22 protein-coding genes are annotated in these 23,646 nt (G+C 32.5%); 7 read left to right on the top strand and 15 right to left on the bottom strand.

Going from position 1 to position 23,646, the window contains the following annotated elements:
• Window positions 1-5: 5 nt before the first annotated feature.
• Together rpoB and JNO63_RS05755 are read right to left on the bottom strand one after the other, a co-directional pair.
• Window positions 6-3,797: a DNA-directed RNA polymerase subunit beta gene (gene rpoB / locus JNO63_RS05750; RefSeq protein ID WP_203127547.1), complete on the bottom strand. Its 3,792-nt coding sequence runs from the start codon at window positions 3,795-3,797 to the stop codon at window positions 6-8.
• Between the two features lie 163 nt (window positions 3,798-3,960).
• Window positions 3,961-4,467, bottom strand: coding sequence for a nitroreductase family protein (locus JNO63_RS05755; RefSeq protein WP_203127548.1), 507 nt, complete (start codon window positions 4,465-4,467; stop codon window positions 3,961-3,963).
• A 109-nt stretch (window positions 4,468-4,576) separates the two neighbouring features.
• On the opposite strand from JNO63_RS05755, the gene JNO63_RS05760 reads away from it, so the two are divergent.
• The 4 genes from JNO63_RS05760 to JNO63_RS05775 are packed head-to-tail and all read left to right on the top strand — an operon-like array spanning window position 4,577 to window position 7,963.
• Window positions 4,577-5,512 (top strand): hypothetical protein, encoded by a 936-nt coding sequence (locus JNO63_RS05760; protein WP_203127549.1) that lies wholly within the window; start codon window positions 4,577-4,579, stop codon window positions 5,510-5,512.
• Between the two features lie 14 nt (window positions 5,513-5,526).
• Complete coding sequence (locus tag JNO63_RS05765) at window positions 5,527-7,425, top strand: fructose-1,6-bisphosphatase (protein ID WP_203127550.1); 1,899 nt, start codon at window positions 5,527-5,529, stop codon at window positions 7,423-7,425.
• Between the two features lie 9 nt (window positions 7,426-7,434).
• Window positions 7,435-7,689: a hypothetical protein gene (locus JNO63_RS05770; protein ID WP_203127551.1), complete on the top strand. Its 255-nt coding sequence runs from the start codon at window positions 7,435-7,437 to the stop codon at window positions 7,687-7,689.
• Window positions 7,690-7,714: 25 nt separating this feature from the next.
• Window positions 7,715-7,963: a hypothetical protein gene (locus JNO63_RS05775; RefSeq protein ID WP_203127552.1), complete on the top strand. Its 249-nt coding sequence runs from the start codon at window positions 7,715-7,717 to the stop codon at window positions 7,961-7,963.
• 36 nt (window positions 7,964-7,999) lie between these two features.
• Here the strand turns inward: JNO63_RS05775 and JNO63_RS05780 are convergent, their stop codons facing one another.
• The 3 genes from JNO63_RS05780 to JNO63_RS05790 all read right to left on the bottom strand — a co-directional run bounded on the left by JNO63_RS05780 (window position 8,000) and on the right by JNO63_RS05790 (window position 10,343).
• Window positions 8,000-8,518, bottom strand: a complete 519-nt coding sequence (locus tag JNO63_RS05780; protein WP_203127553.1) for a peptidylprolyl isomerase — start codon at window positions 8,516-8,518, stop codon at window positions 8,000-8,002.
• A gap of 64 nt (window positions 8,519-8,582) precedes the next feature.
• A complete protein-coding gene (locus tag JNO63_RS05785; RefSeq protein ID WP_203127554.1) occupies window positions 8,583-9,362 on the bottom strand; it encodes a hypothetical protein in 780 nt (259 codons plus the stop codon).
• Window positions 9,363-9,497: 135 nt separating this feature from the next.
• Window positions 9,498-10,343, bottom strand: a complete 846-nt coding sequence (locus JNO63_RS05790) for an SH3 domain-containing protein (RefSeq protein ID WP_203127555.1) — start codon at window positions 10,341-10,343, stop codon at window positions 9,498-9,500.
• Window positions 10,344-10,787: 444 nt separating this feature from the next.
• Here JNO63_RS05790 and JNO63_RS05795 point away from each other — a divergent pair, with 444 nt between their 5' ends.
• Genes JNO63_RS05795 through JNO63_RS05805 form a run of 3 tightly spaced genes read left to right on the top strand, consistent with a single transcriptional unit; the run spans window position 10,788 to window position 14,143 of the window.
• Window positions 10,788-11,825, top strand: coding sequence for a D-alanine--D-alanine ligase family protein (locus JNO63_RS05795; RefSeq protein WP_203127556.1), 1,038 nt, complete (start codon window positions 10,788-10,790; stop codon window positions 11,823-11,825).
• Window positions 11,822-13,201, top strand: coding sequence for a UDP-N-acetylmuramoyl-tripeptide--D-alanyl-D-alanine ligase (locus JNO63_RS05800; protein WP_203127557.1), 1,380 nt, complete (start codon window positions 11,822-11,824; stop codon window positions 13,199-13,201). Before JNO63_RS05795 ends, JNO63_RS05800 begins: the two co-directional genes overlap by 4 nt.
• A 9-nt stretch (window positions 13,202-13,210) precedes the next feature.
• Entirely contained in the window at window positions 13,211-14,143 is a 933-nt protein-coding gene (locus JNO63_RS05805) for a 1-phosphofructokinase family hexose kinase (protein WP_203127558.1), read from the top strand.
• Between the two features lie 46 nt (window positions 14,144-14,189).
• Here the strand turns inward: JNO63_RS05805 and JNO63_RS05810 are convergent, their stop codons facing one another.
• From JNO63_RS05810 to JNO63_RS05855, 10 genes are all read right to left on the bottom strand, one after another.
• A complete protein-coding gene (locus tag JNO63_RS05810; RefSeq protein WP_203127559.1) occupies window positions 14,190-14,840 on the bottom strand; it encodes an ABC-2 transporter permease in 651 nt (216 codons plus the stop codon).
• Window positions 14,840-15,676, bottom strand: coding sequence for an ABC transporter ATP-binding protein (locus JNO63_RS05815; protein ID WP_203127560.1), 837 nt, complete (start codon window positions 15,674-15,676; stop codon window positions 14,840-14,842). Before JNO63_RS05815 ends, JNO63_RS05810 begins: the two co-directional genes overlap by 1 nt.
• Entirely contained in the window at window positions 15,669-16,052 is a 384-nt protein-coding gene (locus JNO63_RS05820; RefSeq protein ID WP_203127561.1) for a GntR family transcriptional regulator, read from the bottom strand. The genes JNO63_RS05815 and JNO63_RS05820 overlap by 8 nt, the downstream gene beginning before the upstream one ends.
• Before the next feature lie 523 nt (window positions 16,053-16,575).
• Window positions 16,576-17,349, bottom strand: a complete 774-nt coding sequence (gene udp / locus JNO63_RS05825) for a uridine phosphorylase (protein ID WP_203127562.1) — start codon at window positions 17,347-17,349, stop codon at window positions 16,576-16,578.
• A gap of 19 nt (window positions 17,350-17,368) precedes the next feature.
• A complete protein-coding gene (locus tag JNO63_RS05830) occupies window positions 17,369-17,806 on the bottom strand; it encodes a deoxycytidylate deaminase (RefSeq protein ID WP_203127563.1) in 438 nt (145 codons plus the stop codon).
• A 16-nt stretch (window positions 17,807-17,822) separates the two neighbouring features.
• A complete protein-coding gene (locus JNO63_RS05835; RefSeq protein ID WP_203127564.1) occupies window positions 17,823-19,058 on the bottom strand; it encodes a hypothetical protein in 1,236 nt (411 codons plus the stop codon).
• On the bottom strand, window positions 19,058-19,921 hold the full coding sequence (locus tag JNO63_RS05840; RefSeq protein ID WP_203127565.1) for an ATP-binding cassette domain-containing protein: 864 nt from the start codon (window positions 19,919-19,921) through the stop codon (window positions 19,058-19,060). The genes JNO63_RS05835 and JNO63_RS05840 overlap by 1 nt, the downstream gene beginning before the upstream one ends.
• Entirely contained in the window at window positions 19,911-20,282 is a 372-nt protein-coding gene (locus tag JNO63_RS05845) for a GntR family transcriptional regulator (RefSeq protein ID WP_203127566.1), read from the bottom strand. The genes JNO63_RS05840 and JNO63_RS05845 overlap by 11 nt, the downstream gene beginning before the upstream one ends.
• Before the next feature lie 121 nt (window positions 20,283-20,403).
• The gene (locus JNO63_RS05850) at window positions 20,404-21,909 is read right to left on the bottom strand and encodes a PTS transporter subunit EIIC (RefSeq protein ID WP_203127567.1); all 1,506 of its coding nucleotides are present in this window, start codon (window positions 21,907-21,909) and stop codon (window positions 20,404-20,406) included.
• 89 nt (window positions 21,910-21,998) lie between these two features.
• Window positions 21,999-23,591, bottom strand: a complete 1,593-nt coding sequence (locus tag JNO63_RS05855; RefSeq protein ID WP_203127568.1) for a phospholipase D-like domain-containing protein — start codon at window positions 23,589-23,591, stop codon at window positions 21,999-22,001.
• Between the last annotated feature and the right edge of the window lie 55 nt (window positions 23,592-23,646).

The raw sequence follows: 23,646 nt of genomic DNA on the forward strand, positions 1-23,646 counted from the left end.
TCTCCCTATTCTAATTCTTCGATACTAAATCCTTGGCTGTCAGATTCTTCATATAAACTTTCAAATTCATTTTCTACAAGGATATCATCGCTTGTTTCTACATTTTCTTCATCTGGGACACTTACTTGCTCAGAGTCTACATTTGAAGTATCAGTAGTTGAATTTTGTGTTAGTGATCTGGTTTGGGATTTAATTTTTGATGCGTCTATTTTATCTACTTGGCTAAATCTGTCTTGTTCATCGACATTTTCTTTTAGCTCAATCACACTTCCTTCTTGGTCTAGAAGTTCTACATCAAGGGCAAGTGATTGCAATTCTTTTACAAGTACTTTAAATGATTCTGGTGTACCTGGTTCTGGGATGTTTTCACCTTTTACGATAGCTTCGTAAGTTTTTACACGGCCTGTAACATCATCTGATTTTACAGTTAGGATTTCTTGAAGTGTGTGGCTTGCACCATATGCTTCCAGAGCCCAAACTTCCATTTCCCCAAATCTTTGTCCACCAAATTGTGCCTTACCACCAAGAGGTTGTTGGGTTACAAGTGAGTATGGTCCAATTGATCTAGCGTGAATTTTTTCTTCTACCATGTGGTGAAGTTTTAGCATATACATTACCCCAACAGTTACTGGGTTTTCAAAGCTTTCGCCTGTTCTACCATCGCGTAGTTCAATTTTTCCTGTTTTGTTGATATATGGAGCTTTTAATGCTGCTTCTTCAAGTGCATCTTCGATTTCTGTATCCATTGCCCCATCAAATACTGGTGTAGCAACTTTCCAGCCCATTGTCCTTGCTGCAAGTCCCATGTGTACTTCAAGTACTTGTCCAAGGTTCATACGGCTTGGGATACCAAGTGGGTTTAGACAAATTTGTACTGGTGTTCCGTCTGGTAAGAATGGCATGTCTTCTCTTGGAAGTATACGAGAAACAACCCCTTTGTTACCGTGACGACCGCACATTTTGTCCCCAACCATGATTTTTCTTTTTGTAGCTACATATACTCTTATAACTTTATTTACACCTGGAGATAATTCGTCTCCATCTTTTTTGTTGTATTCTTTAACATCTACGACGATTCCTTGCTCACCGTGTGGCACTTTTAAGCTGGTATCACGTACTTCACGAGCTTTTTCACCAAAGATTGCACGTAATAATCTTTCTTCCGGTGATAGTTCTGTTTCTCCTTTTGGAGATACTTTACCTACTAGGATGTCGCCTGATTTTACTTCAGCACCAATTCTGATAACCCCGTTTTCATCAAGGTTTTTCTTCATGTCTTCGCCGACATTTGGAATATCTTTTGTAATTTCTTCAGCACCAAGTTTTGTTTCACGAGCTTCACATTCGTGCTCTTCTATATGAACTGATGTTAGTACATCATCGATTACTAATTCTTCGTTAAGAAGCATGGCATCCTCGAAGTTGTAACCTTCCCATGTGGTAAAGGCTATTAGGATATTTTTACCAAGGGCAAGTTCTCCATTTTGTGTAGAAGGTCCATCTGCTAGGATTTCATTTGCTTCTACTTTATCGCCTTTTCTAACAAGTGGTCTTTGGTTGATAGTTGTACCTTGGTTGGCTCTTTCAAATTTTAATAATTCGTAAGCATCAATTTCGCCATCAGAATCTCTTTTTACTTTGATTTGGTTATCACCAACATAAACTACTTCTCCAGCATTTCTTGATACTACACAAACTCCAGAGTCTTTTGCTGCTCTGTGTTCAATACCTGTTGCGATAATTGGAGCTTCGGCTTTAAGTAGTGGAACTGCCTGACGTTGCATGTTGGCACCCATTAGTGCACGAGTACTATCGTCATTTTCTAAGAACGGGATTAGTGATGCACCTACAGATACGATCTGTTGAGGAGAAACGTCCATGTATTGGATTTTTTCTCTTGGGTAAATATCATTTTCACCCCTAAAACCACGACCTGATACTCTTTCGTTGATAAATCTATGTTCATCATCAAGTGGTTCATTGGCTTGGGCAATGATGTAATTATCTTCTGTATCTGCTGTTAGATAGTCAATCTCATCAGTTACGACTCCGCCTTCTTTTACCACCCTATATGGAGTTTCGATAAATCCATATTTGTTAATTCTTGCATAAGTTGTAAGGGAAGTAATAAGTCCTATGTTTGGTCCTTCTGGTGTTTCTATCGGACAGATTCTACCGTAGTGAGAATCATGAACGTCACGAACTTCTACCCCTGCCCTATCTCTTGATAGACCACCTGGTCCTAGAGCTGATAATCTTCTTTTGTGTGTAAGCTCACTCATAGGATTTGTTTGGTCCATGAATTGTGAAAGCTGTGAACTACCAAAGAATTCTTTTATAACTGCAGTTACTGGTTTGATGTTGATAAGTCCTTGAGGAGTTGCAAGGTCTGGGTCTTGAGTTGTCATCCTTTCACGTACAACTCTTTCCATACGAGCTAAACCAACTCTAAATTGGTTTTGTAATAATTCTCCAACACCTCTTACGCGGCGGTTACCTAGGTGGTCGATATCATCAACTTCACCAATGCCTTCAAATAAGTTAAATTGATAGTTTACAATTGCAAGTAGGTCTGCTTTTGTAACATTTTTTGGAGATAATTCTTTTTTACGAGCATTCATTGCAATTAATATTTCTTCTGCACTGTCGTATTGGTCAAGAATTTCTCTCATCACTGGATAATAAACTTTTTCTGAGAATTCATCAATGTCATAATCTACATCATCTAGTTCTTCAAATGAAGTGATATCTACAAAGTGGTTACCAACTATTCTAAGTACTTGGTCTTCACCATCATTGTTTATTTTTTTGATATCAACAGAATTAATACCTGCATTTTCAATTGCAATAGATGTCTCACGATCGATTCTTTCGCCTTCTTTTATGAAAAGCTCTCCTGTTTCGCCATCGATAACATCAGTTGCTGCAATTCTTCCTTCAATTCTTGGCCATAAAGCTAGTTTTAAATTGTATTTGTATCTACCAACTTTTGCCAAATCATATCTTCTATCATCAAATAAAAGATTGTTGATAAGATTTTGAGAAGATTCTAAACTTGCAGGATCTCCTGGTTTTAATTTTCTATAAATTTCAATTAAAGCTTCTTCACTAGTCTCAGAATTTTCTTTTTCAAGAGTAGTTCTAAGGTGTTTTGTATCTCCAAGTGCATTTATAATTTCATCATCAGTTTCAAATAAAAGTGCACGTACTAGAGTAGTAGCTGGAAGTTTACGAGTTCTATCAAGACGCACGTTTACTGTATGACTTGCATCTGTATCAAACTCAATCCAAGCTCCTCTATTTGGGATTACAGTTGAAGAATATAATTTATCTCCTGCTTTGTCAGTTTCTTCAGCATAGTAAACTCCTGGAGAACGAACAAGTTGGCTAACTATTACCCTTTCTGCACCATTGATTACAAAAGTTGCAGAATCTGTCATCATAGGAAAATCTCCCATGAAAACTTCTTGCTCTTTTACTTCTTCTGTTTCCTTATTAATAAGTCTAGCCTTAACTTTAAGGTCTCTTGAATAGGTTGTATCCTTATATTTTGATTCTTGGATAGTATATTTTGTTTCATCATCAAATTCGTATCCAACAAATTCAAGGATTAAATTTCCATTGTAATCTTCAATTGGGGAAATATCTTCTAAAATTTCTCCAAGACCTTCTTTAAGGAACCACTCATATGAATCTTTTTGAACTTTTAGCAAATTAGGTAGATCTAAGACTTGAGGGAATTTAGAAAAACTCACTCTTTCAGTTCTTCCAAACATCTCGTTGTGATATTGGGCCATTAATTAAAAACTCCTTATCTTTATAAAAACACAAAAGGCTAAAAATACACAAATATCTTAGCCTCATGAACGAATAAAAATCTTTCTTTAATAGATTTCTAGCAATGCTTAATTATACTATACAAAGCTATGGTTTGTCAAATCTCATTTTACTTATTTTTAATTAAATGAAATTTGTAGGAATGTGATGCTCTTTTCCAGCTAGTTCACTTTCTGTATGGCCTATAACTATGCCTGCCACCGGAGAAAAACCATCATCCAGATTTAATTTCTCAATATAAGCACCATCCTTGCCTAGATTGTGGAATGTACCTCTTATATAGCAAGAACCAAGGTTTAAACTTGTCGCAGCAAGTGATATGTTTTCTAAAACACAGCCTGCATCCTGAAATCTTAAATCATTTTCTTTGCTTGATGAAAAAATAATTAACAAAGGTGCATTAAAGAGTGGATCAGATTTTTTGTCTTTCTTTTCCATATACTCTTTACTTATTTCTTCTATAAAAGACTTATCTTTAACGACTGTTAGTCTACACTCATCATAAGTCCCCATACCTATTGGAGCTTTATTGGCTGCATCTAATAGTTTTTCAATGTCTTTGTCAGATATTTTTTCATCTAAGAACTTTCTTGTAGAAACTCTTTTTCCTAAAACTTCATAAAAATCCATAAATTACCTCACTTTACTATTACTATACGTATTATTTCTATCTTTTGCGAGTTAATTTTCCTTATAAATACGTCCTTATTTATGTTATAATTAGACCAATGGAGGAAGTATGAGAGATACAGTTAAATTATTTAGTTTAATAACAGGATTTTTTAGAACACTTGTTACTATAATATTTTTATTAGGAATAGGATTTACTATCTTGGTAGATACAAATTTACTAATGTCAATACTAGACTTAGTGGGTTTTCAAGGACTATCTGCAGGCATTGTAAAACCAGTATTTATTATTATCCTCGCCTTACTTTTTGTAGTTAATTTCATAATTACTAGACACATTTATAAGGCTGGAGATACTGGTGAATACCACTTATCAAATTTTGTATTTGCCTTATTATTTTTAGCAATAACTGCATTTGTTTACATAACTTTTAGAAGTTTAACAACAAATCTTATATTTGTATTTTTTGCTCTAAATGGACTCTTGGTTTTAAATTCATTATTAGGATTGATTGCAAAAACACGCGGTCTATACCAAGCAGAAAATACTAATAGTAATAATATTACAAACCCAAATAATTATATAGAGTTTGAAGATGAAAAAGTAGAAAAAATAAGTACAGATAGCAAGGCTATCGGACTAAATGATGTAGTTGGAAATACTGGAGAAATCAAAGTAATAAAGACTGATCAAGCAAATAAAGAAGAACAAAGTCAAGCATCCACAAAAACAAAATCAAACAATAAAAACAAAACAAAAACACAATCTATAAACAAAAATAAGGAAGAAAAAGCACCAGAAAGTGATACAAAAATGGTTTTTGAAAGTGATGATAATAATGAAAATACCATCAAAAACTCAAAACCACTTGCAGATAAAAAACAAGCTACTAACAAGATTTCATACGAAAACATTGATAAAAATGGTGAAATCTACGGCGAAGATGAAGCAAATAAAATAAAAAAAGAAAAGGATTCAAAAGTATTTGATAAAAATCAATTTACCGAGATAAAGGTTGATGATATAAAAAAAGAAAATAAATAAAATCGAGGTGGGTCATGGTCGAAAATTATTTTAAACTCTTAAAAGAATATTATCCGAGCAAATCTGACATTAGAAACGAATTAATTTCTCTAAATGCTAAGCTTTATTTGCCAAAAGGCACAGAATACTTTTTTTCTGATGTCCATGGCGAGGCACAAGCATTCTTGCAACTTTTAAAATCAGCTTCTGGAAATATTAGGGAAAAAACTTCTATTCATTTTGGAGATACACTTTTAAAAGAAGAGCAGGATAAGCTTGCAGAATTGATTTATAATCCAAAAGCAGTCCTACATCAGATGGACTTAAAAGGAGAGCTTACGGACGATTATTTGACAATAACTATTCATAGGCTAATTAGTTTATTTAGATTTGTTTCTACCAAATATGCAAAAAATTATGTAAAGAAAAAATTTGGCCATTTATTTACTGATATAGTAGATGAGCTCTTATACACCAACGATTCTGAGTTTAATAAGAAAGAATACTATGATCAATTAATAGAAAACATAGTAAAATACGATGCTGCAGAAGAATTCATCATAAAAATCACAACCATGATCCAAAGGATAAGTGTTGATAAACTTCATGTAGTTGGTGATATCTATGACCGTGGCCCTTCCCCACAAATAATTATGGATGAACTATTAACCTTTCCAAATGTAGATATCCAGTGGGGAAATCATGATGTTGAGTGGATGGGAGCAGTTGCTGGCAACAAGGCCCTTGTGGCAGCCTGTATAGCAAATGCAATTTCATATAACAATTTTGATATGTTAGAAGATGGTTATGGTATAAATCTTAGACCCCTTTACGAATTTGCAATTATAACCTACAAAGATGACCCATGCGAATTATTTATGCCAAGGATTTTTGATACTAATCTATATGACAACATTAGTTCTGAAATAGCCGCAAAAATGTTTAAGGCAATTTCTATTATCCGTTACAAGCTTGATGGCAAACTAATAGAAAGAAATCCAGATTTTAATATGGATGATAGAAATTTCTTAAAGATAATTGATTTTGAAAATAGTACATATAAGGGTGCCCCACTAAAAGATAGCAATTTCCCAACAGTCGACCCAAAAGACCCATTAAAATTAACAGAAACGGAAGAAGCCGTAATAGAGGCACTTGCCTTAGATTTTAGCCGTGGAACAAAACTTAACCGCCATATTGAGTTTTTATATGAAAACGGGGCCATTTATAAAATAGAAAATGGATCATTGCTATTTCACGGATGTATCCCTCTAAATGAAGATGGAACATTTACAGATGTTGAAATCCGGGGTCAAAATTATGCTGGTAAAGCACTATTTGATAAATTTGATGAGATAGCAAGGTCTGCGTTTTACAAGAAAGATGAAAAGTCTTTAGATGTAGTTTGGTATTTATTTTACGGCAAGCAGTCACCATTATTTGGCAAATCTCAGTTCTCATACTTTGAAAATATCTTCATTGCAGAAGAAGAACTAAGAAAAGAGATCTATAACCTATACTACAAACTATCTGAAAACGAAGAAATAGTAGACATGATTCTAGATGAATTCGAAGTAACCGGTCCACGCAGAAGAATTGTAAATGGCCATGTACCTGTAAAAACTAAAAAAGGAGAATTGCCGATAAAAGCAAAGGGAAAACTATATGTAATAGATGGGGGCATATCAAAACCATATCAAGCAAAAACTGGGATTGCTGGCTACACCCTAGTCTTTAATTCTCATGCCGTTTCTCTTGCTGAACATAATAATTACAAGTCCATCACCGATGGAGTAAGCTCTTACCGACCAAACATAAAAGAAGTAGAAGTCCTCCACCCTAGGATGCTTATGAAAGACACCGACGAAGGGAAAAATATTAGGCAAAGAATAGATGTATTAGAAGAATTGCTTGAAAAATATGACAATTTGTAGGAGCTAATTATGAAAAGAAAACACTATAACCTAGTATCTATAGACCTGTGGATTGTAGCTTTGGTTTTAATTTTCGCCTTTAATAATCCCTTTGCTACGAATATCACTTGGAATATAGTTCTTGCGATTATACTTACTGTAGTTGGTTTCATATTGTATTTTGCTGCTAATATGTGTCCATATTGCAATGGTCTAATTAATGATTATTTACTAAAACCAGCAAAATATTGCCCACACTGTGGTAAAGACATTTCTAAATTTTGATTGATTTTCGATAGAGGAGCTATAAATGGATTTAAAAAAAGCTAGCCAATTAAATCTAATTTTAGGCTTTATTGGCCTTGCTATTTTAATATTTGATTTTATAAACAAGGGAAGACTATCATGGCATTCAATAATAATTTTTCTAATTATATTTACAGTCTCAATTATAATCGAGAAAAAATACTTTAAATGTCCCCACTGTGATCATCATATAAAAAGAGAGGATTACTTTAGAAAAACTTGCAAAAATTGCGGCAAGCCATTAGACCAATAAAAAAGATGCGGTAGAATTTTCTACTCGCATCTTTTTTTACATTTTTTCTGGGTCTTCGTATTCTTCACCAAAGGTATCAACAGTAACCTTTTGAATTTTAACTTCATCAACTGGTCTATCAGATCTGTCAGTTTTGCTCTCAGCAATTTTATCTACCACATTCATACCTTCTGTAACTTTACCAAAAGCAGCATAGTCACCATCTAAATGAGGGCTGTCCTTGTGCATTATAAAAAATTGGCTACCTGCAGAATTTGGCATCATAGATCTTGCCATCGATAAAACTCCTGCTTCATGGGCTAAGTCATTTTTAAAACCATTTGAAGAAAATTCACCTTTAATTCCATAACCTGGACCACCCATGCCAGTTCCTTCAGGGTCACCCCCTTGGATCATAAATCCTTTTATAACTCTATGAAAAATAAGTCCATCATAAAAACCTTGATTTATGAGTGAAATAAAGTTATTTACTGTGTTTGGTGCTATTTCAGGATATAATTCAGCTTTGATTATATCTCCATTTTCCATTTCAAATGTAACTATTGGATTAGTCATATTACCTCTTTTCTAATTCTTTTGTGATATATAATTTATATCCAAAAGCAAGGTAAAGATAACATTAATTATTTTCTTCTTCCTTTACGCCTTTATCCTTATCTCCCAGAGCAGCTGTGTGAGTAAACACTGGGTATGGGTCTATAAAGGCATCATCTAGACTTAATCTTCTCTTATCGTATGCCCTTTTGTGATAATAATTTTTAACTATTTCCAAAAATGCACCTGTATTAAAATCAGAAACTACATCCTTAAATTCAAATTTTTCTTTAAAGTTGTAGTCATTTCTTACTGTTATTTTATTTTTTGCTGAATTATATTTTACTTTTGTTGCCCCTACATATCTTTCAAGATTGAAGTGGTCTTTTTTTTCAATGATATTAAACTTTTTCATTTGCCCAATTATAAAATCTTTATCATAGTTTTTGTCATGGACTTCTTTTAAAGTTTCTCTTACAGTTTGGTAAACTTCCCTAGATTTATCATCATGAATTTCACTAATCTCATCATCAATAGTTTCTTTTAAGTCAGTAAAATAATCTTCATCTAGTTTTTTGACATTAAATTTCTCAACCGCTACCCTATCAAGATTTTTGCTAATAATTGGGTCAATCTTTCCTCTTGAAATCTTTCCATTATTATTTACTTTTAATGAGTTTGTTGCTGTATTAATCTCGATGATACTTTCATTATCTCGGTATTTAATATAAACACCCTTATATTCAATTGTTTCTAAATCTAAAATAATAAGTGTATCACTTTCCTCATCGAAAAAAAGTGTTTGTATCTTATCTTCATTGCAAAGTTTAATTAATTTATTCTTTACACTATTAGCTTTATCCATTCTTCCCCCTAGCATTTATTAACATACTGGTCTATATATAATAATTATATCATTTATTTGTAAAGTTTGTGTAAAAAATTTTTTAGATAAAAAAAGACTACCAAAAAATGGTAATCTTTAATGTTTTCTTATTGATTAATACCAACCATTAGATGCCCAGAATTGTTGTGCAGCTTCCCATGAACCATATCTTTGAGCTACATAGTTATCTGCTGCTGCTTCTTGTTGAGCAGGGCTTGCACCATATGGTACTAGTGATGGATTTAATTGGTATCTTCCGTAGTATCCACCATTTGGATTGTAAGCTGAGTATGAACCGCCACTTTCTCTTTGAGCAATCCATTCTTTAGCCCAGCTTGATGAACCTTGGTAAGATTGTTGTTGTGGAGCTTGTTGGTATGTTTGTGTTGTTGTTTGAGTTTGAGTTTGGCTTTGTGCTTGTGCTTGAGCTTGGTTATTATTGTTTGTTGATTGAGCCTTAGCTTGTTGAGCTTTTTGGTTTTCAATTCTTACTTGTCTAAATGATTGTAAAAGATCGTGGTAAACATATCCTTCTTTATCATTTACTCTTACTTTTACATAACCATTATCAGCAAGACCAAGTACTTCAACTTCTGTGTTAGCTTTTAAAACATCAATTACATTTGAGTCTAGTTTAGCTGCATCTCTAAAGTTAGCATCTGCTACTAGTTTTGTGTTCTCAAGTTCTACAAACCATTTTGAAACTACGAATGCTTCTTTGCCGTTAAATTCGATTTTTGTCCAATCTCCTTCTTTGCCAAGAACTTCGTAAGATTTTTCTTTATCATCGATAAGGCCAATAACATTGTCGCCTTCTTTGGCTTCTGTTCTTACGTTTACACCCTGTGCAAGGTTTTTATTAATTGCAAGTTTACTCGCGTGAGAATCTTTTGCTCCAAATCCAATTGCTGTTGGAATTACTAATGCTGCTGCAATAGCGTATTTTTTTAAGTTAAACATGTATAATATCCTTTCAATCGCCTTTATGGCTAAGTTTTCTTTTAAGTTTAAGTTTACAAGCTGTTTGTAACAAAGGTTACAAAATGTTAACAACTTCGTTTGTACAAGTGTTATTATACAGGCTAATTGTGTGTAAATTATGTAGATTTAATATTTTTTTATTTTTTAAAGTTTGTATACCTAAATGCGTATATTTCAATATTTATGAGACTTTCCCCTTAATCTCATCCTTAGATTATTTATACAAATTGTATTATTTAGCAAATTCTCTATAGTTTTTTCTTAATAATTTAATTTTTCTCCGAAATAAATTGATTTTTATATAAATAATAGGTAACAAATTGTTACAATTTGATAAATACTTGTACTTTAAGTCCCCTATATTTGCCCAGTTTTTTTATATGTAGTAAAATTTTATTAATTACAGATGAAAGTGAGTGTTAGATGATTAACGTAATTCTATTTTGTGGAGGCCCTTCTAGTGAACATGATATTTCTCTTAGAAGTGCTCTTAACATTAGCAATAGCTTAGATAAAAATAAATATAATACAAAAATAGTATATATTGATAAAAATGGAGCTTTCTCAAAAGCTTTTAATACTATAGATACAAAGGACGAATTTGACTTAGTTCAACAAACTGATACAAATGTTGCTGGATCTATTGCAGATTTTTTAAGTTTTTTAAAAGACTTTGATCCAGCTGATACAATAATTATCCCAGCCATCCACGGAACATATGGAGAAGATGGCACTATCCAAGGATTTTTAGACTGTATAAATTTTCCTTATATAGGTAATGGATTGCTCTCTTCTGCTATTTGTATGGATAAGGTTACTAGCAATGATATATTTGAAAAAAATGCCCTTTCTCAAGCAAAATATCTTTACACTTATAAAGAAGGTTTTGATGATGATTTTATAAATAGATGTGTATCTGAAATAGGATTGCCATTAATAGTAAAACCATCAGCAAATGGATCTTCTGTTGGTGTTAGTAAGGTAGAAAGTAAAGAAGAATTAAAAGATGCTATTATAGAAGCATTAAAATACGATCAAAAAGCCTTGGTAGAAGAACTAATCGATGGTCAAGAAATAGAAATTGCCATTATTGGACAAGGTGATAAGCTTGATGCATCAGTGCCTGCTGCATATATCACAGATCATAAATTCCTTGACTATGATGCAAAATATTTTGATACAAAGACTGTCGCACAAATCCCTTATGAAATGGAAGAAAATTATAAAAACGAAGCCATAGACTTTGCCAAAGAATGCTACAAGGCGGTAGGCTGTGAAGGATTTGCAAGGGTTGACATTTTCTATACAAAAAACCACAAGTTTTATATAAATGAAATAAATACTTTCCCAGGTTTTACCCCTACTTCATTTTTTGCAAGACTTGCCATGGATATGTATGATGAGTCATTTGATTTTGTCCTTGATAAACTAATTGAAGATGGATTTAGGAGATTTCAATGATTAAAAGAACTTTAGGTCATATAGCAGATATGATTGATGGAGAGATTTCAGACCCATCTAAAAAAGAATTATTTATAGAAGGAATTTCTACAGATTCTAGAACTATAAGCCCTGCAAATTTATATATCCCCCTTATTGGTGATGTTTTTGATGGCAGAATCTTTATAAAAGAATGTGAAAATAAAGGAGCTGCTGCATTTATTATTGATAATGATTTTGAGATTAATAAAAATATTACAATACCATTTATAAAAGTAGCTGACACTGCAAAGGCCCTAAGAGACCTTGCCACAGCCTACAGAAATGAATTAGACATCAAAATAATAGGAATCACTGGATCAAATGGCAAAACTACTACAAAAGATTTACTTGAATCTACTTTAAAAGAAAAATATGTAGTTCAAAAAACAATGGGTAATTTAAATAATGAGATTGGTGTGCCAAAGACAATTCTTTCCTTAGATGAAGAAACTGAAATAGGTATTATTGAGCTTGGTACAGACAATTTTGGCGACATTGCTCTTACAACTCGTATTGCAAAACCAGATATTGCTATGATTTTAAATATCGGCGATAGCCACCTTCATAATCTAAAGACACGTGAAGGCATTGCAAAAGCAAAAATGGAAATTACCGAGGGATTATCCGATAATGGGATATTTGTCTACAATCTGGATGACCCAATACTAGCAAAAGTAGTTCCAAGTTATGATTTAAAACAAAAAGTTATGACTTTTGGGACAGATGAAAAATCAGATTTTGTCATCACCCCAGTAGAAAACAACAATTCTGGGGTAGAATTTAAACATGAGGAAATTAATTACAATGTCCCACTTTTAGGTGATCACCAAATTTATAATGGTGGAATTACAGTAATGATTGCTAAGCTTTTAGGACTTGATGAAAAGCAAATCCAAGATGGCCTTAAAAAGGTAAAAGGCAGCCACAATAGATCAGCTATTTTGGAGCTTGATGGTTTTGATATCCTAGATGACTCTTACAAATCAAATCCCCAAGCGCTTTTAACAGGGCTAAATACAACATACACCCTAAAGGGTTATAAAAATAAAATTGTAGTTTTGGGAGATATGCTAGAGCTTGGTGATGATGAGAAGAAGCTCCACTATAAATCAGGTACAAATATCGACCCTAACGAAATTCATTACTGCCTATTTTATGGACCACTTTCATATGAAATGTATAAGGGAGCTATGGAAAATTTCCCAAAAAGTCGCTTATTTTATTTTGAAAACAAAGCAGATGTGTGCGATAAGCTAAAACAACTGATTACAAAATCATGCCTAGTTTTTGTAAAAGGTAGCCACGGCATGCACATGGAAGAAATAATTGAATGTATAAGAACGCTTAAAATTTAAGGAGTAATAATGATTTATACTATAACCCTAAATCCCTCCATAGACTTATATGTCGGTCTTGACCAAATAGAACTTGGAGAGAAAAATTATGTAAAAAGCGAACGCACCCTACCTGGAGGAAAGGCGTTAAATGTATCAAGAGTCCTTTCTTCCTTAAGAATACCTACAATTGCAACAGGATTTGTAGGGGGATTTCAAGGTCAATTTATCAAAGATTGGTTACAAAAAGAAAATATTACTACCGATTTTGTAGAAATGAAAGGTGTAAACCGTACAAATGTAGTAATTTATGAAGATGAAAGAGAAACTGCTATTCATTTCCCAGGACCAAATATCACTTCAGAAGAAGTCGATGAGCTTTTATATTATTTAGCTAGGGTTCGTGAAGGAGATACTATTATATTTGGTGGATCAGTGCCTCCTATGCAAGAAAATATGGATGAAGATATCTATGATAGACTCTTATCAGTTGCAAATGCAAATGGAGCGGATTTTGTTGCAGATGTACCTAGCCAATATCTTATAAATATGGTAGAAAAAAAACCACTTCTAATTAAGCCAAATGGCTATGATATATCAAAAATATTTGGTGTAGAAATTAAAAACAAATTAGACTATATCCCATACGGCAAGAAATTATTAGAAATGGGAGCTAAAAACGTAATAATTTCTTATGGAGCAAATGGCTCTATGTTATTTTCAGGAGATAAGGTCTACGAATCAAATCAAATTGATGATGGCAGAGAAATAATAAGTACAGTGGCTTGTCGTGATGCAATGATTGCAGGATTTTTAGCAAATATGGCAAAAGATAACAATCCAATAGAAGCTTACAGAATGGCTGTAGCAGCAGCATCAGCAACAGCTAGGGTATTAGACTTGCCAGATCGTGATTTAATAATAGAGATGCTTGATTATGTAGAAATTGAAGAATTGGAATGAAATAATCGTCCCTATAGCCTTTAATTGGCTAGGGACGATTATTATTTTAAAAGTCTCTTTTCATATAAGATTTAATTGCCAGCTTAATTGATATAAAAATAATAACTATAACTAAGATGATAATACTTATTAAGATTATGGATTTATTTTGTTCTAAAAAGTTGAGGATTTGCTTAAAGTCTTTTATAAAGAATCCTAAAGACATAGCTATAATTCCTATAATGAATATAGGCATTAGAGCATAAGTTTTTGCTTTAGTATAGCCGTATTTGAAAAATATAGGATACTGAAGAGCTGTAACTACCGCATATACAACAAAATTGATAGCAAGAGTAATTAATATATCAATATTCATTGGAATATTTTTTATTAAAGTAATTATTAAATAAAAAATTAAACCTATTAAACTTGTCATTATATAAAGAAGACCTGCTAAAATATATCTGCCAACTACTACATCCTTACAGTCTATGGAAAAAATCCTGTATAGACCATCAATACCTGAGTTTTCGCCAACTAAGAACGGATATGATGAAAAAATCATAGCAAATATCATAGTAATTGACATCATTACATTAGGACTATCCATAAGTTCCATATAAAAAAGTGCTAAGACAGTCATTATAATGAAGTTCTTTAAGGTAAAATATGGTTTTATTGAAATTATATCTAGTTTTATTAATTTTTTAATATCCATTATTTCCTCCCATAATAAATCATTATTTCATCAATGCTCGGCTCTTCTACCAATAAGTCAAGATTAGACTCATAATCCTCCTTTAGAGCCAGAGCTTCAAAGTTAACTTTAGTAGTCTTCACTCCAAAAATTTTATAATTTCGTATTTTATCAAAATCGTTAATTCCACCCTTGATAAGTAAGAATTTTTCATAAAATTCATCTTTAGTACCTTCAAATACAATTTTTCCATCGTCTATAAAAATAATATAGTCTGCAATCCTATGAAGGTCTTGGGTTATATGGGTTGAAAATAAGACAGTGTTCTGATCATCTTCCATAAATTCTAAAATTATATTCACAAGCTCATCTCTCATGGCAGGATCTAAACCACTGGTAGGTTCATCTAGGATAAGAATTTTTGCCTGATGAGAGAAGGCAATAGATAGCATAAGTTTTATTTTCATCCCTCTTGAAAGTTCTGATACTTTTTTTTCTTTTTCAAGTCCAAATTTTTCAAGATAAGAAAAATAACTATCAGAATCCCAATTTTTGTATCCCACATACATGGCTTTGTTAACTAGTTTCAATGTCCAATCTTTGCCTAGAAAAGAATCATCCATAACTAGACCTACATCTTGAAGGTAAGATAGATCATTTATACTTTGTCCATCAATTAATATTTCTCCATCATAATTTATCAATGATAATAGGGCTTTGATCGTAGTTGTCTTTCCCATACCATTTTTACCAATGAATCCAGTGACAAATCCTTTTTTAATAGCAAAATCATTTGGTCCAAGAATAAACTTTGGATAAGTTTTAGACAGATTTTTAGCAACAATCTTATCAGTCATTAAAATCTCCTTCATATAAGTATTCCAACACTTTAATTAAATCACTTTTTGTCATTCCAATATCTTTAGCCATACTAATGGCACTTAATAGAGATTCCTCTAATTTTTTTTGCTTTTCTTCAAACTTAAGCTTAGGATCATAATTTCCTACAAAAGTTCCAAGACCCTGCCTTGACTCTATAAAACCTTCAAGTTCCAGCTCATCATAGGATTTTTTTACAGTCAAAATAGATATAGAAAGTTCTCGAGCAAGAGATCTTACAGATGGAAGCCTCTCTCCTGGAGAGACATTTCCTTGTAGAATCTCATCTTTAATAGCATTTTTTACTTGTTCATAAATAGGTATTGGAGAACCATTTTTTATAATAATTTTCAATTTTATCTTCTCCTTTATAACAGTATATAACAGCTTATAACACCTGTCAATTATATAGTGATTTTACTCAAATATATAATAATTTTTTCTATTCAATCAGATCTATGGAGTTTCTCTACCAAGTTTGCAAACTTTAGCTATCCGCCTAAATTATAGTTTTATATAAAAATAGTGACTGATTAACTTAAAAATATTAACCAGTCACTATTTTAGTTTTCCTTATATTTTCTTATTAAATATATCAAATAAATTAGCAATGCTAGGGTCCTAGACTTACCAGATCGTGATTTGATTATCGATATGCTAGATTATGTAGAGATTGAAGAAATTGAATAAAAACTCTCTTAAATATTATCATTTAAAATTCTCAAGCAATATTTATTTTAAATAATACATCAAAAATTGGAGGGCCACTTTAAGTAAGTTCCGATATCCCCTCCAAACCACCCCGCAAACTTCACCCCTAAGCGGGGAGCGTAATTAATTAAATAATAAAAGATAGGCAATAAGTGCCTATCTTTTTTTACTTATTCTTATCTGATTTTATCAATTCTCTTAAAGCTTCAACTGCTACTTTTATAGCCATTTCTGTATCGTGTACTACTGGATTTTCTAGTCCAGCTTTTTCTCTTTCCTGATTAGCTACTACTAAAAAGCATGAGCCGCATCTAACATTTAAGTAGTTTGCAACTGTAAAAAGTGCTGCTGATTCCATTTCACTTGCTAGAGTTCCCATTTTAAGCCAAGCATTCCATTTATTTTCAAGTTCATAGGAAATTGGCATTTTATCTGGCTCATGTTGGCCGTAAAAACTATCCTTGCACTGAACAACTCCTACATGGCTAGTTAAATCCAACTTATTACTTGCATTTTTAAGAGCAGATGTGATTTCAAATGTGCTTACTGCAGGAAACTCTATGGGAGCGTATTCCTTGCTAGTACCCTCTGCTCTAATGGCAGCATTTGCAATAACTATATCTCCACTTTTTATATTTTTCTGCATACCACCGCAAGTACCTACACGGATAAAAGTGTGAGCTCCGATTTTTGTAAGCTCTTCCATGGCAATAGCCGCTGATGGACCTCCGATGCCTGTAGATGTAACAGAAACTTTTTCACCATTTAAGTATCCTGTATAAGTGACATATTCACGGCGGTCTCCTACTAATTTTGCATCATCAAAGTGAGCTGCAATTTTCTCACATCTTTTTGGATCGCCTGGAAGGATTACATATTTTCCTATATCGCTAGCATCTACCCCTATGTGGTATTGCTTATTATCTTCACTATAGTTCATAATTGCTCCTATTTAATATTTATGGCAATTCAATCTTGATAAATTCAATGTTATTGCGATTTAAAAGCTCTACTGCATATTCATCCATCCTGTAAGCTTCACTGTAATAAATCTTACTTATACCTGCTTGTATCAAACTTTTTGTACAGTTAAGGCATGGAAAATGAGTTACATAGCAAATGCAATCTTTTACAGATATCCCCTCTTTGGCACAATATAAAAGTGCATTCATTTCTGCATGGATGGTTGCTATACAGTGACCATCACGCATGGTATGCCCTATTTCATCACAATGTGGATTGCCTTTTATAGAACCATTATACCCAGTTGTGACTATTCTGTGATCATTGTTTACTATTACACAACCCACATAAGCCCTATCACAGGTCCCTCTTTGGGAAACTGTGATAGCAAGGTTCATAAAATATTCATCCCAAGTCAATCTATCTTTTGCCATATATACTCCTTGAAATTTAAAATTTAAGTCTTATCTTAAATAGAATATCAAATAGTTTTATGCTAATCAAGAGACCAAGTACATAAATGGCTAAAGCTAGCATAATTGAACTTGATACAAGAATTGTCTCTGATATTATAATGTAGAATAAACTTGTAAAACTCAATATGCCTAATACTTTAACAATTTTTTCTATAGGATTTGAAATAATCATATATCCGGATTTTTCACCGCTTAATTTTTGGCTAACAAAATATGCCAAAACTGCCCAAAGAATTGATACTAATAAAAATCCAAACAAATATGCATATTCATCCTTAGTATAGGTTATAGAAATGAAGGGCTTAGCAATTGCAGGTACTTTTTCCATGAAGCTTTCATATTTTTGGTCTATATTAAAAGTTGGATTTTCATTAAAGTTTTGATTAAATATTGATATTATAACCCTAATGTTTTGCCAAATAAGCTCTAATCCTCCCAGGGCAACTATCATCATACCAATATGGCCTAGGAAGTTTCCAGCAATCATTCCCGTTGATACAACTAATATACTAGTTGCTAACATGGTTAGAATAAATTTGCTTGCAAATTCTCCGATACTTGGATTGCCTACAATATTTGATAAATTAGATGCACTTAATATAAGTGAGCTGGTAAGTAAATTTATTATAAATAATCCTAATCCTAAAGCAAAGACAATTAAAGCTTTCATCCATACTTCATCACGTTTTTTCCATGGTAACATAGTTGTAAATTCATAATAAGGGAAGGATTGTTCCATTGACGTGATTAGAAATCCTATCACACTTACAAAAAACATAATAGGAGCAAATAAATTAGTTTTATAATATTCTCGGCTTATGCCTTTTTCAGATATAAAATATTTAGCCTGCATATAAACCGATGCTTGATTCATCAGCTCATAGTCTCTATCATCACCCTCATAATCTGCTGGATAATAACCATATTCATCAGGACCAGAAAAACTTAAGTCATACTTTTTCTTAAATTTTTCAAAAATTTCATCTGATGCTTGGATATATTTTTTATCAAATTTTCCATCCCTTTTTGGAATATCTTCACCCAAATCATTTGCCATACCATCAACAGTCCTTTCTACCATGACTTGGTATCGGTCAAGTTGCTCTCGGGCACTAAGTCCATTTAGCATCAGAGTGAGGATTGTCAGAAGGATAATCCATACAGAAAACCTCTTCCAAACTAGTTTAAATAATTTTTTTAAATCACTCATTATTTAGCTCCTTCTTCCAAATAGAAATAATCTTCTACTTTCATCTCAAGCCTATCATATTGAACAATCTCAGGAGAATCTAATAATTTTAAAAGATCTTTCTCCTCCATATCAATTAAGATATTATAGACCCTACCAATATGTGAAATAATTACTGACCTAGACCTAATTTCTCCTGGCAAATCTTTTTTTACAACAATTTGAATTTTGTTTATATTTTTATTTTCATCCGCATTTGTTGTTGTTAGATGACCTTCTTTAGATAAGTAAAGTATTTCATCGCAAATCCCACTTAAGCCAGCTAGTTCATGGCTTGAAGCAAAAACTGCACAATCCTTATCCCTGGCATCAAGCAAATATTCGATGATGTGACGTTTATTTATTACATCCATCCCATCTAATATCTCATCTACCAGCAGTACTTCAGCATTTGTTGCAATTATTGTAATTAAACCCAAAAGATTTTTCTCACCCTTTGATAAATTTCTTACATTTTGATTTAGATTATAATCATATTTACTTATTTCTTCTGTAAAAAACTTTTCATCAAATCTAGGATAAATAATCTTATAATAGCCCGGGATTTCTTTAATTTTATCGTAGTTAAAATAATCAAATCTATCAGGTAAATAGGCGATTTTTTCAATAGTTCTTGGATTAATAGCCAAAGAGTTTCCATCTATTTTAAATTTGCCGCTATCAGCGCTATAAATCCCTGCTAAAATTTTAAGAAGAGTAGTTTTACCAGAACCATTTCTGCCAACAAGACCAGTAATTTGACCCTTTTTTAAATTTAGGGATACATCTTCTAAAACTTTTCTATTATCAAAGCACTTATTTATATTTATTGCCTCAACGATCACTATAATCACCCGCCTTTTCATACATACTTATAACTTCATTTAGGGTAATCCCTAAGTATCTTGCCTCAATTAAGTCATTTTGAAGTTTTTTATTTATCTCATCTACTCTATTATTTATCTTCTCATCATCAAAACAAATAAAAGTGCCTATTCCGGCTTTAGTTTCAATAATGCCTTGTCGATCCAACTCTCTAAATGCTTTAGAAACGGTCGCTTGATTTATCAAAAGCTCACGAGAAAGCTCCCTAACAGACGGAAACTTATCCCCATTTGAAAAATATCCCTTGGCAATAGCCAACTTCGTTTGTTCTACAATTTGCAAATAAAGAGGTGTCTCAGAGTTTGGATTAAGTTCAAACAAATCATTTGCCTCCTAATAAGTGTTTTGTGTTCCGCCATACACTGATATAATTATAGCATTATTTGTATATTTTTCAAATACAAAGACCATACTCTATTAAAAGAATATGGTCTTTATAAATTTAATCATCTGTTCCTAAAATTTCATTTATTTTAGATGAGTAGATATTCGCCTTATTACCAAATACTGCTTGTACACCATTTTGAACATCAACTACCGCTGTTGCTCCAAGATTTTTTAGTGCTGCATGATCTACTCTTGTCTTATCTTTTACAGTAACTCTTAATCTAGTTGCACAAGCTGTAACATGTTCTATATTTTCTTGACTACCTAGCGCATCTATTATTTGCACAGAAATGTTTCCTAAATCAGAATTATTCTCAGTTATTACATTTTCTCTTTGATTCTTCATTTCTACATTCATTCCAGGAACAGCTACTTTATATTTACTTACTAGAGTTCTAAATAGAAAATAATAAACTAATGCCCAAATAATACCAACTGGAATGACTCTTATCCAATTAGTTTTATCATTTCCTTGTAAAGGACCAAATAAAATAAAATCTATCAATCCACCAGAAAAAGTATTTCCTACCCTTACGCTTAGCAGGTCAGCTACAAAAAATGATACCCCATCTAAAAATGCATGGATCACATATAGCCAAGGAGCAGAAAATAAAAATGAAAATTCAATTGGTTCTGTGATTCCTGTTAAAAATGATGTTAAAGCTGAACTTAAGTAAAATCCTTTGTTTTTAGCTCTATTTTCTTTAGGTATTGAATGATACATACCAAGGCAAGCTGCCGGCAAAGCAAAAATCATAGTTGCAAATCTTCCAGCAAAAAATCTAGTTCCTCTTGTGTATAATCCAATATGATTTGGATCAGCTAATTGAGCGAAAAATATATTTTGGGCCCCAGAGATTAAATCTCCTGCTACTGTTTCTGTACCACCTAAAGAAGTATACCAAAATAATGGATAAATTGTATGATGAAGACCAACTGCACCTGTTAATCTTAAAAAGAAACCATAAAAAAACGATCCAATCGTACCAAGATTTGCTATCCACTCTCCTACTTGCTCTAGTGCATTTTGAATTGGTGGCCATATGAGGTAAAAAGCAATTCCTATTAATATAGCTGATAGAGCAGAAATAATAGGCACAAATCTATTTCCCCCAAAAAAGCCTAAGAATTCTGGAAGTTGGATCTGACGATATTTGTTATGCAAAGTTGTAACAATTAATCCAATAACCAATGCTCCCAAAACACCAGTGTCAATACTTGCATCCTTTGAAGAAAAGTTTTCTAATAGTACTGCAATCGTTCCCGCATATACTAAATACGCCACTGCTGCAGACAAACCTGCAGTACCCTTATCTCCATTTGCAAGACCAACTGCAACCCCTATTGTAAAAATTAAAGGCAGATTAGCAAAAACTGCATTTCCAGCTGCTGACATTATTGAAAAAATTGTTTGTAGCCAGCTAGCTCCTAAAAATGGAAAGGCTGCAATAGATGCATCATTTGATAAAGCCGCACCAAGCCCTAAAAGCAAACCTGCAACTGGAAGTATTGCTATAGGCAGCATGAAAGCTTGTCCTAGCCTTGAAAATTTCTTAAACATACTCTCTCCTTACATATTAATAATAATTTATATTATAACATGCAAACCTTATCTTGAAAATGAAAAAAGAGCACTCTATGTGCTCTTTTCTAAAACAATGTAGCAAAGGGTTTGGCTATTTTGCCTACTGCTTTTGTTGCAATTGGCATGTTTACTACATCTTCCATTGTAATTTTTGTTGCTATGTTAAAAAATATATCAAAATCGCTTTTTATATCCACTAGGGCTGCCGTGTCTTTCATCCATACTCCGCATTCAAAATTTAAATAAAGGGCCCTATAATCTAGGTTTATTGTTCCTACAAAACCATAAGTATCATCTGCTAACCACACTTTTGAATGGGAAAAACCTGGTGTATATTCAAATATTTTTACCCCATTGCCTATCAATGTTTTGTAATGGGTTTTTGCTAAGGCAAAGGCGACTTTTTTGTCTGGTATGTGAGGTAGACATAATCTTACATCTACTCCCCTTTTTGCAGCATTTGAGAATGCATTTACTATTTCATCTTCTACAATAAAGTATGGGGTCATAATGTAGACATACTCTTTTGCATTATTTAAAAAAGAAATTATAGAATTTTTTCCATAAAATTCGGTGTCCATGGGACTATCTGAAAATGGCATTGCTAGCCCCTCACTATCTATTGCCATTTTCCTTGGCAAATATGGACTAAAATCTTCTATATCATCTCCAACTGCATTCCACATTTGTAAAAACATTACTGTAAATGATTCGCAAGCTTGGCCTTTTAAGCGAATCCCGCAATCTTTCCAATGGCCAAATCTTTCAAAAACATTAATGTATTCATCAGCTAAATTTATACCGCCAGTGAAGGCATATTCATTGTCTATTACAAAAATTTTCCTATGGTCACGGTTATTATAATAAGTTGACATAACTGGCATAAGTGGAGAGAATACTCGGCAATTAATCCCCATAGATTCCATTTCATTTGGAAAATCATTTTTTACTCTAGTTAAAAGATTTGTCCCATCTATTAGTAGCCTTACTTCTACACCTTCTTCTACTTTTTTTACAAGTTCTTCCAAAATAGTTCCCCACATGTAGCCATAGTCAATTATAAAAATTTCAATAAATATAAATTCCTTGGCATTTTTTATAGCTTTTAGGATATCAGCAAAAATATCCTCACCTACGGGATAATATTTGGTAGCTGTGTTTTCGTAAAGGACAAATCCACCTAGATCATAAAAATAATTTTGCATATTGTATAGCTCACGGTCAGTTTCTTTTAGGCTATCGATCATGTCAATATCGCGATTATGATATTTCCTAGAAATCTTCTCAATCTCCATGATTTTTCTCTGCTCTTTTTTATAACCAATACTTAAGTATGCCAGCAAAAATACCATGGTTGCAAAAGAAGGAAATATTGCTATTAGCATAAACCATGATAACTTGTAAGATTCATTTATAGAATCCATATTTAAAATTACAAGCATAACTATAGTACTTAATACAGTATCTCCCCCAATTAAAACGGTAGGGTCTATATTTAAATGTTTATAAAGATAAACCATTGCTCCAAATTGCAACATAATCAGGACAAAAAATACACCGGCTCTTGAAAAAATTAGAGATACTAATGACTTTTTTGTTTTTTTGACATACTTATTTTTATTTACTTTTTCTATAATATTAAATCGATCTTCTTTCATAAGATTATTATAGCAAATTTTAATCTTTTAGTTAATTGACAAAAGGTCTATAATT

Origin of the sequence: Anaerococcus sp. mt242 (assembly GCF_016798225.1) — a bacterium.
In the GTDB taxonomy this organism is placed as follows: domain Bacteria; phylum Bacillota; class Clostridia; order Tissierellales; family Peptoniphilaceae; genus Anaerococcus.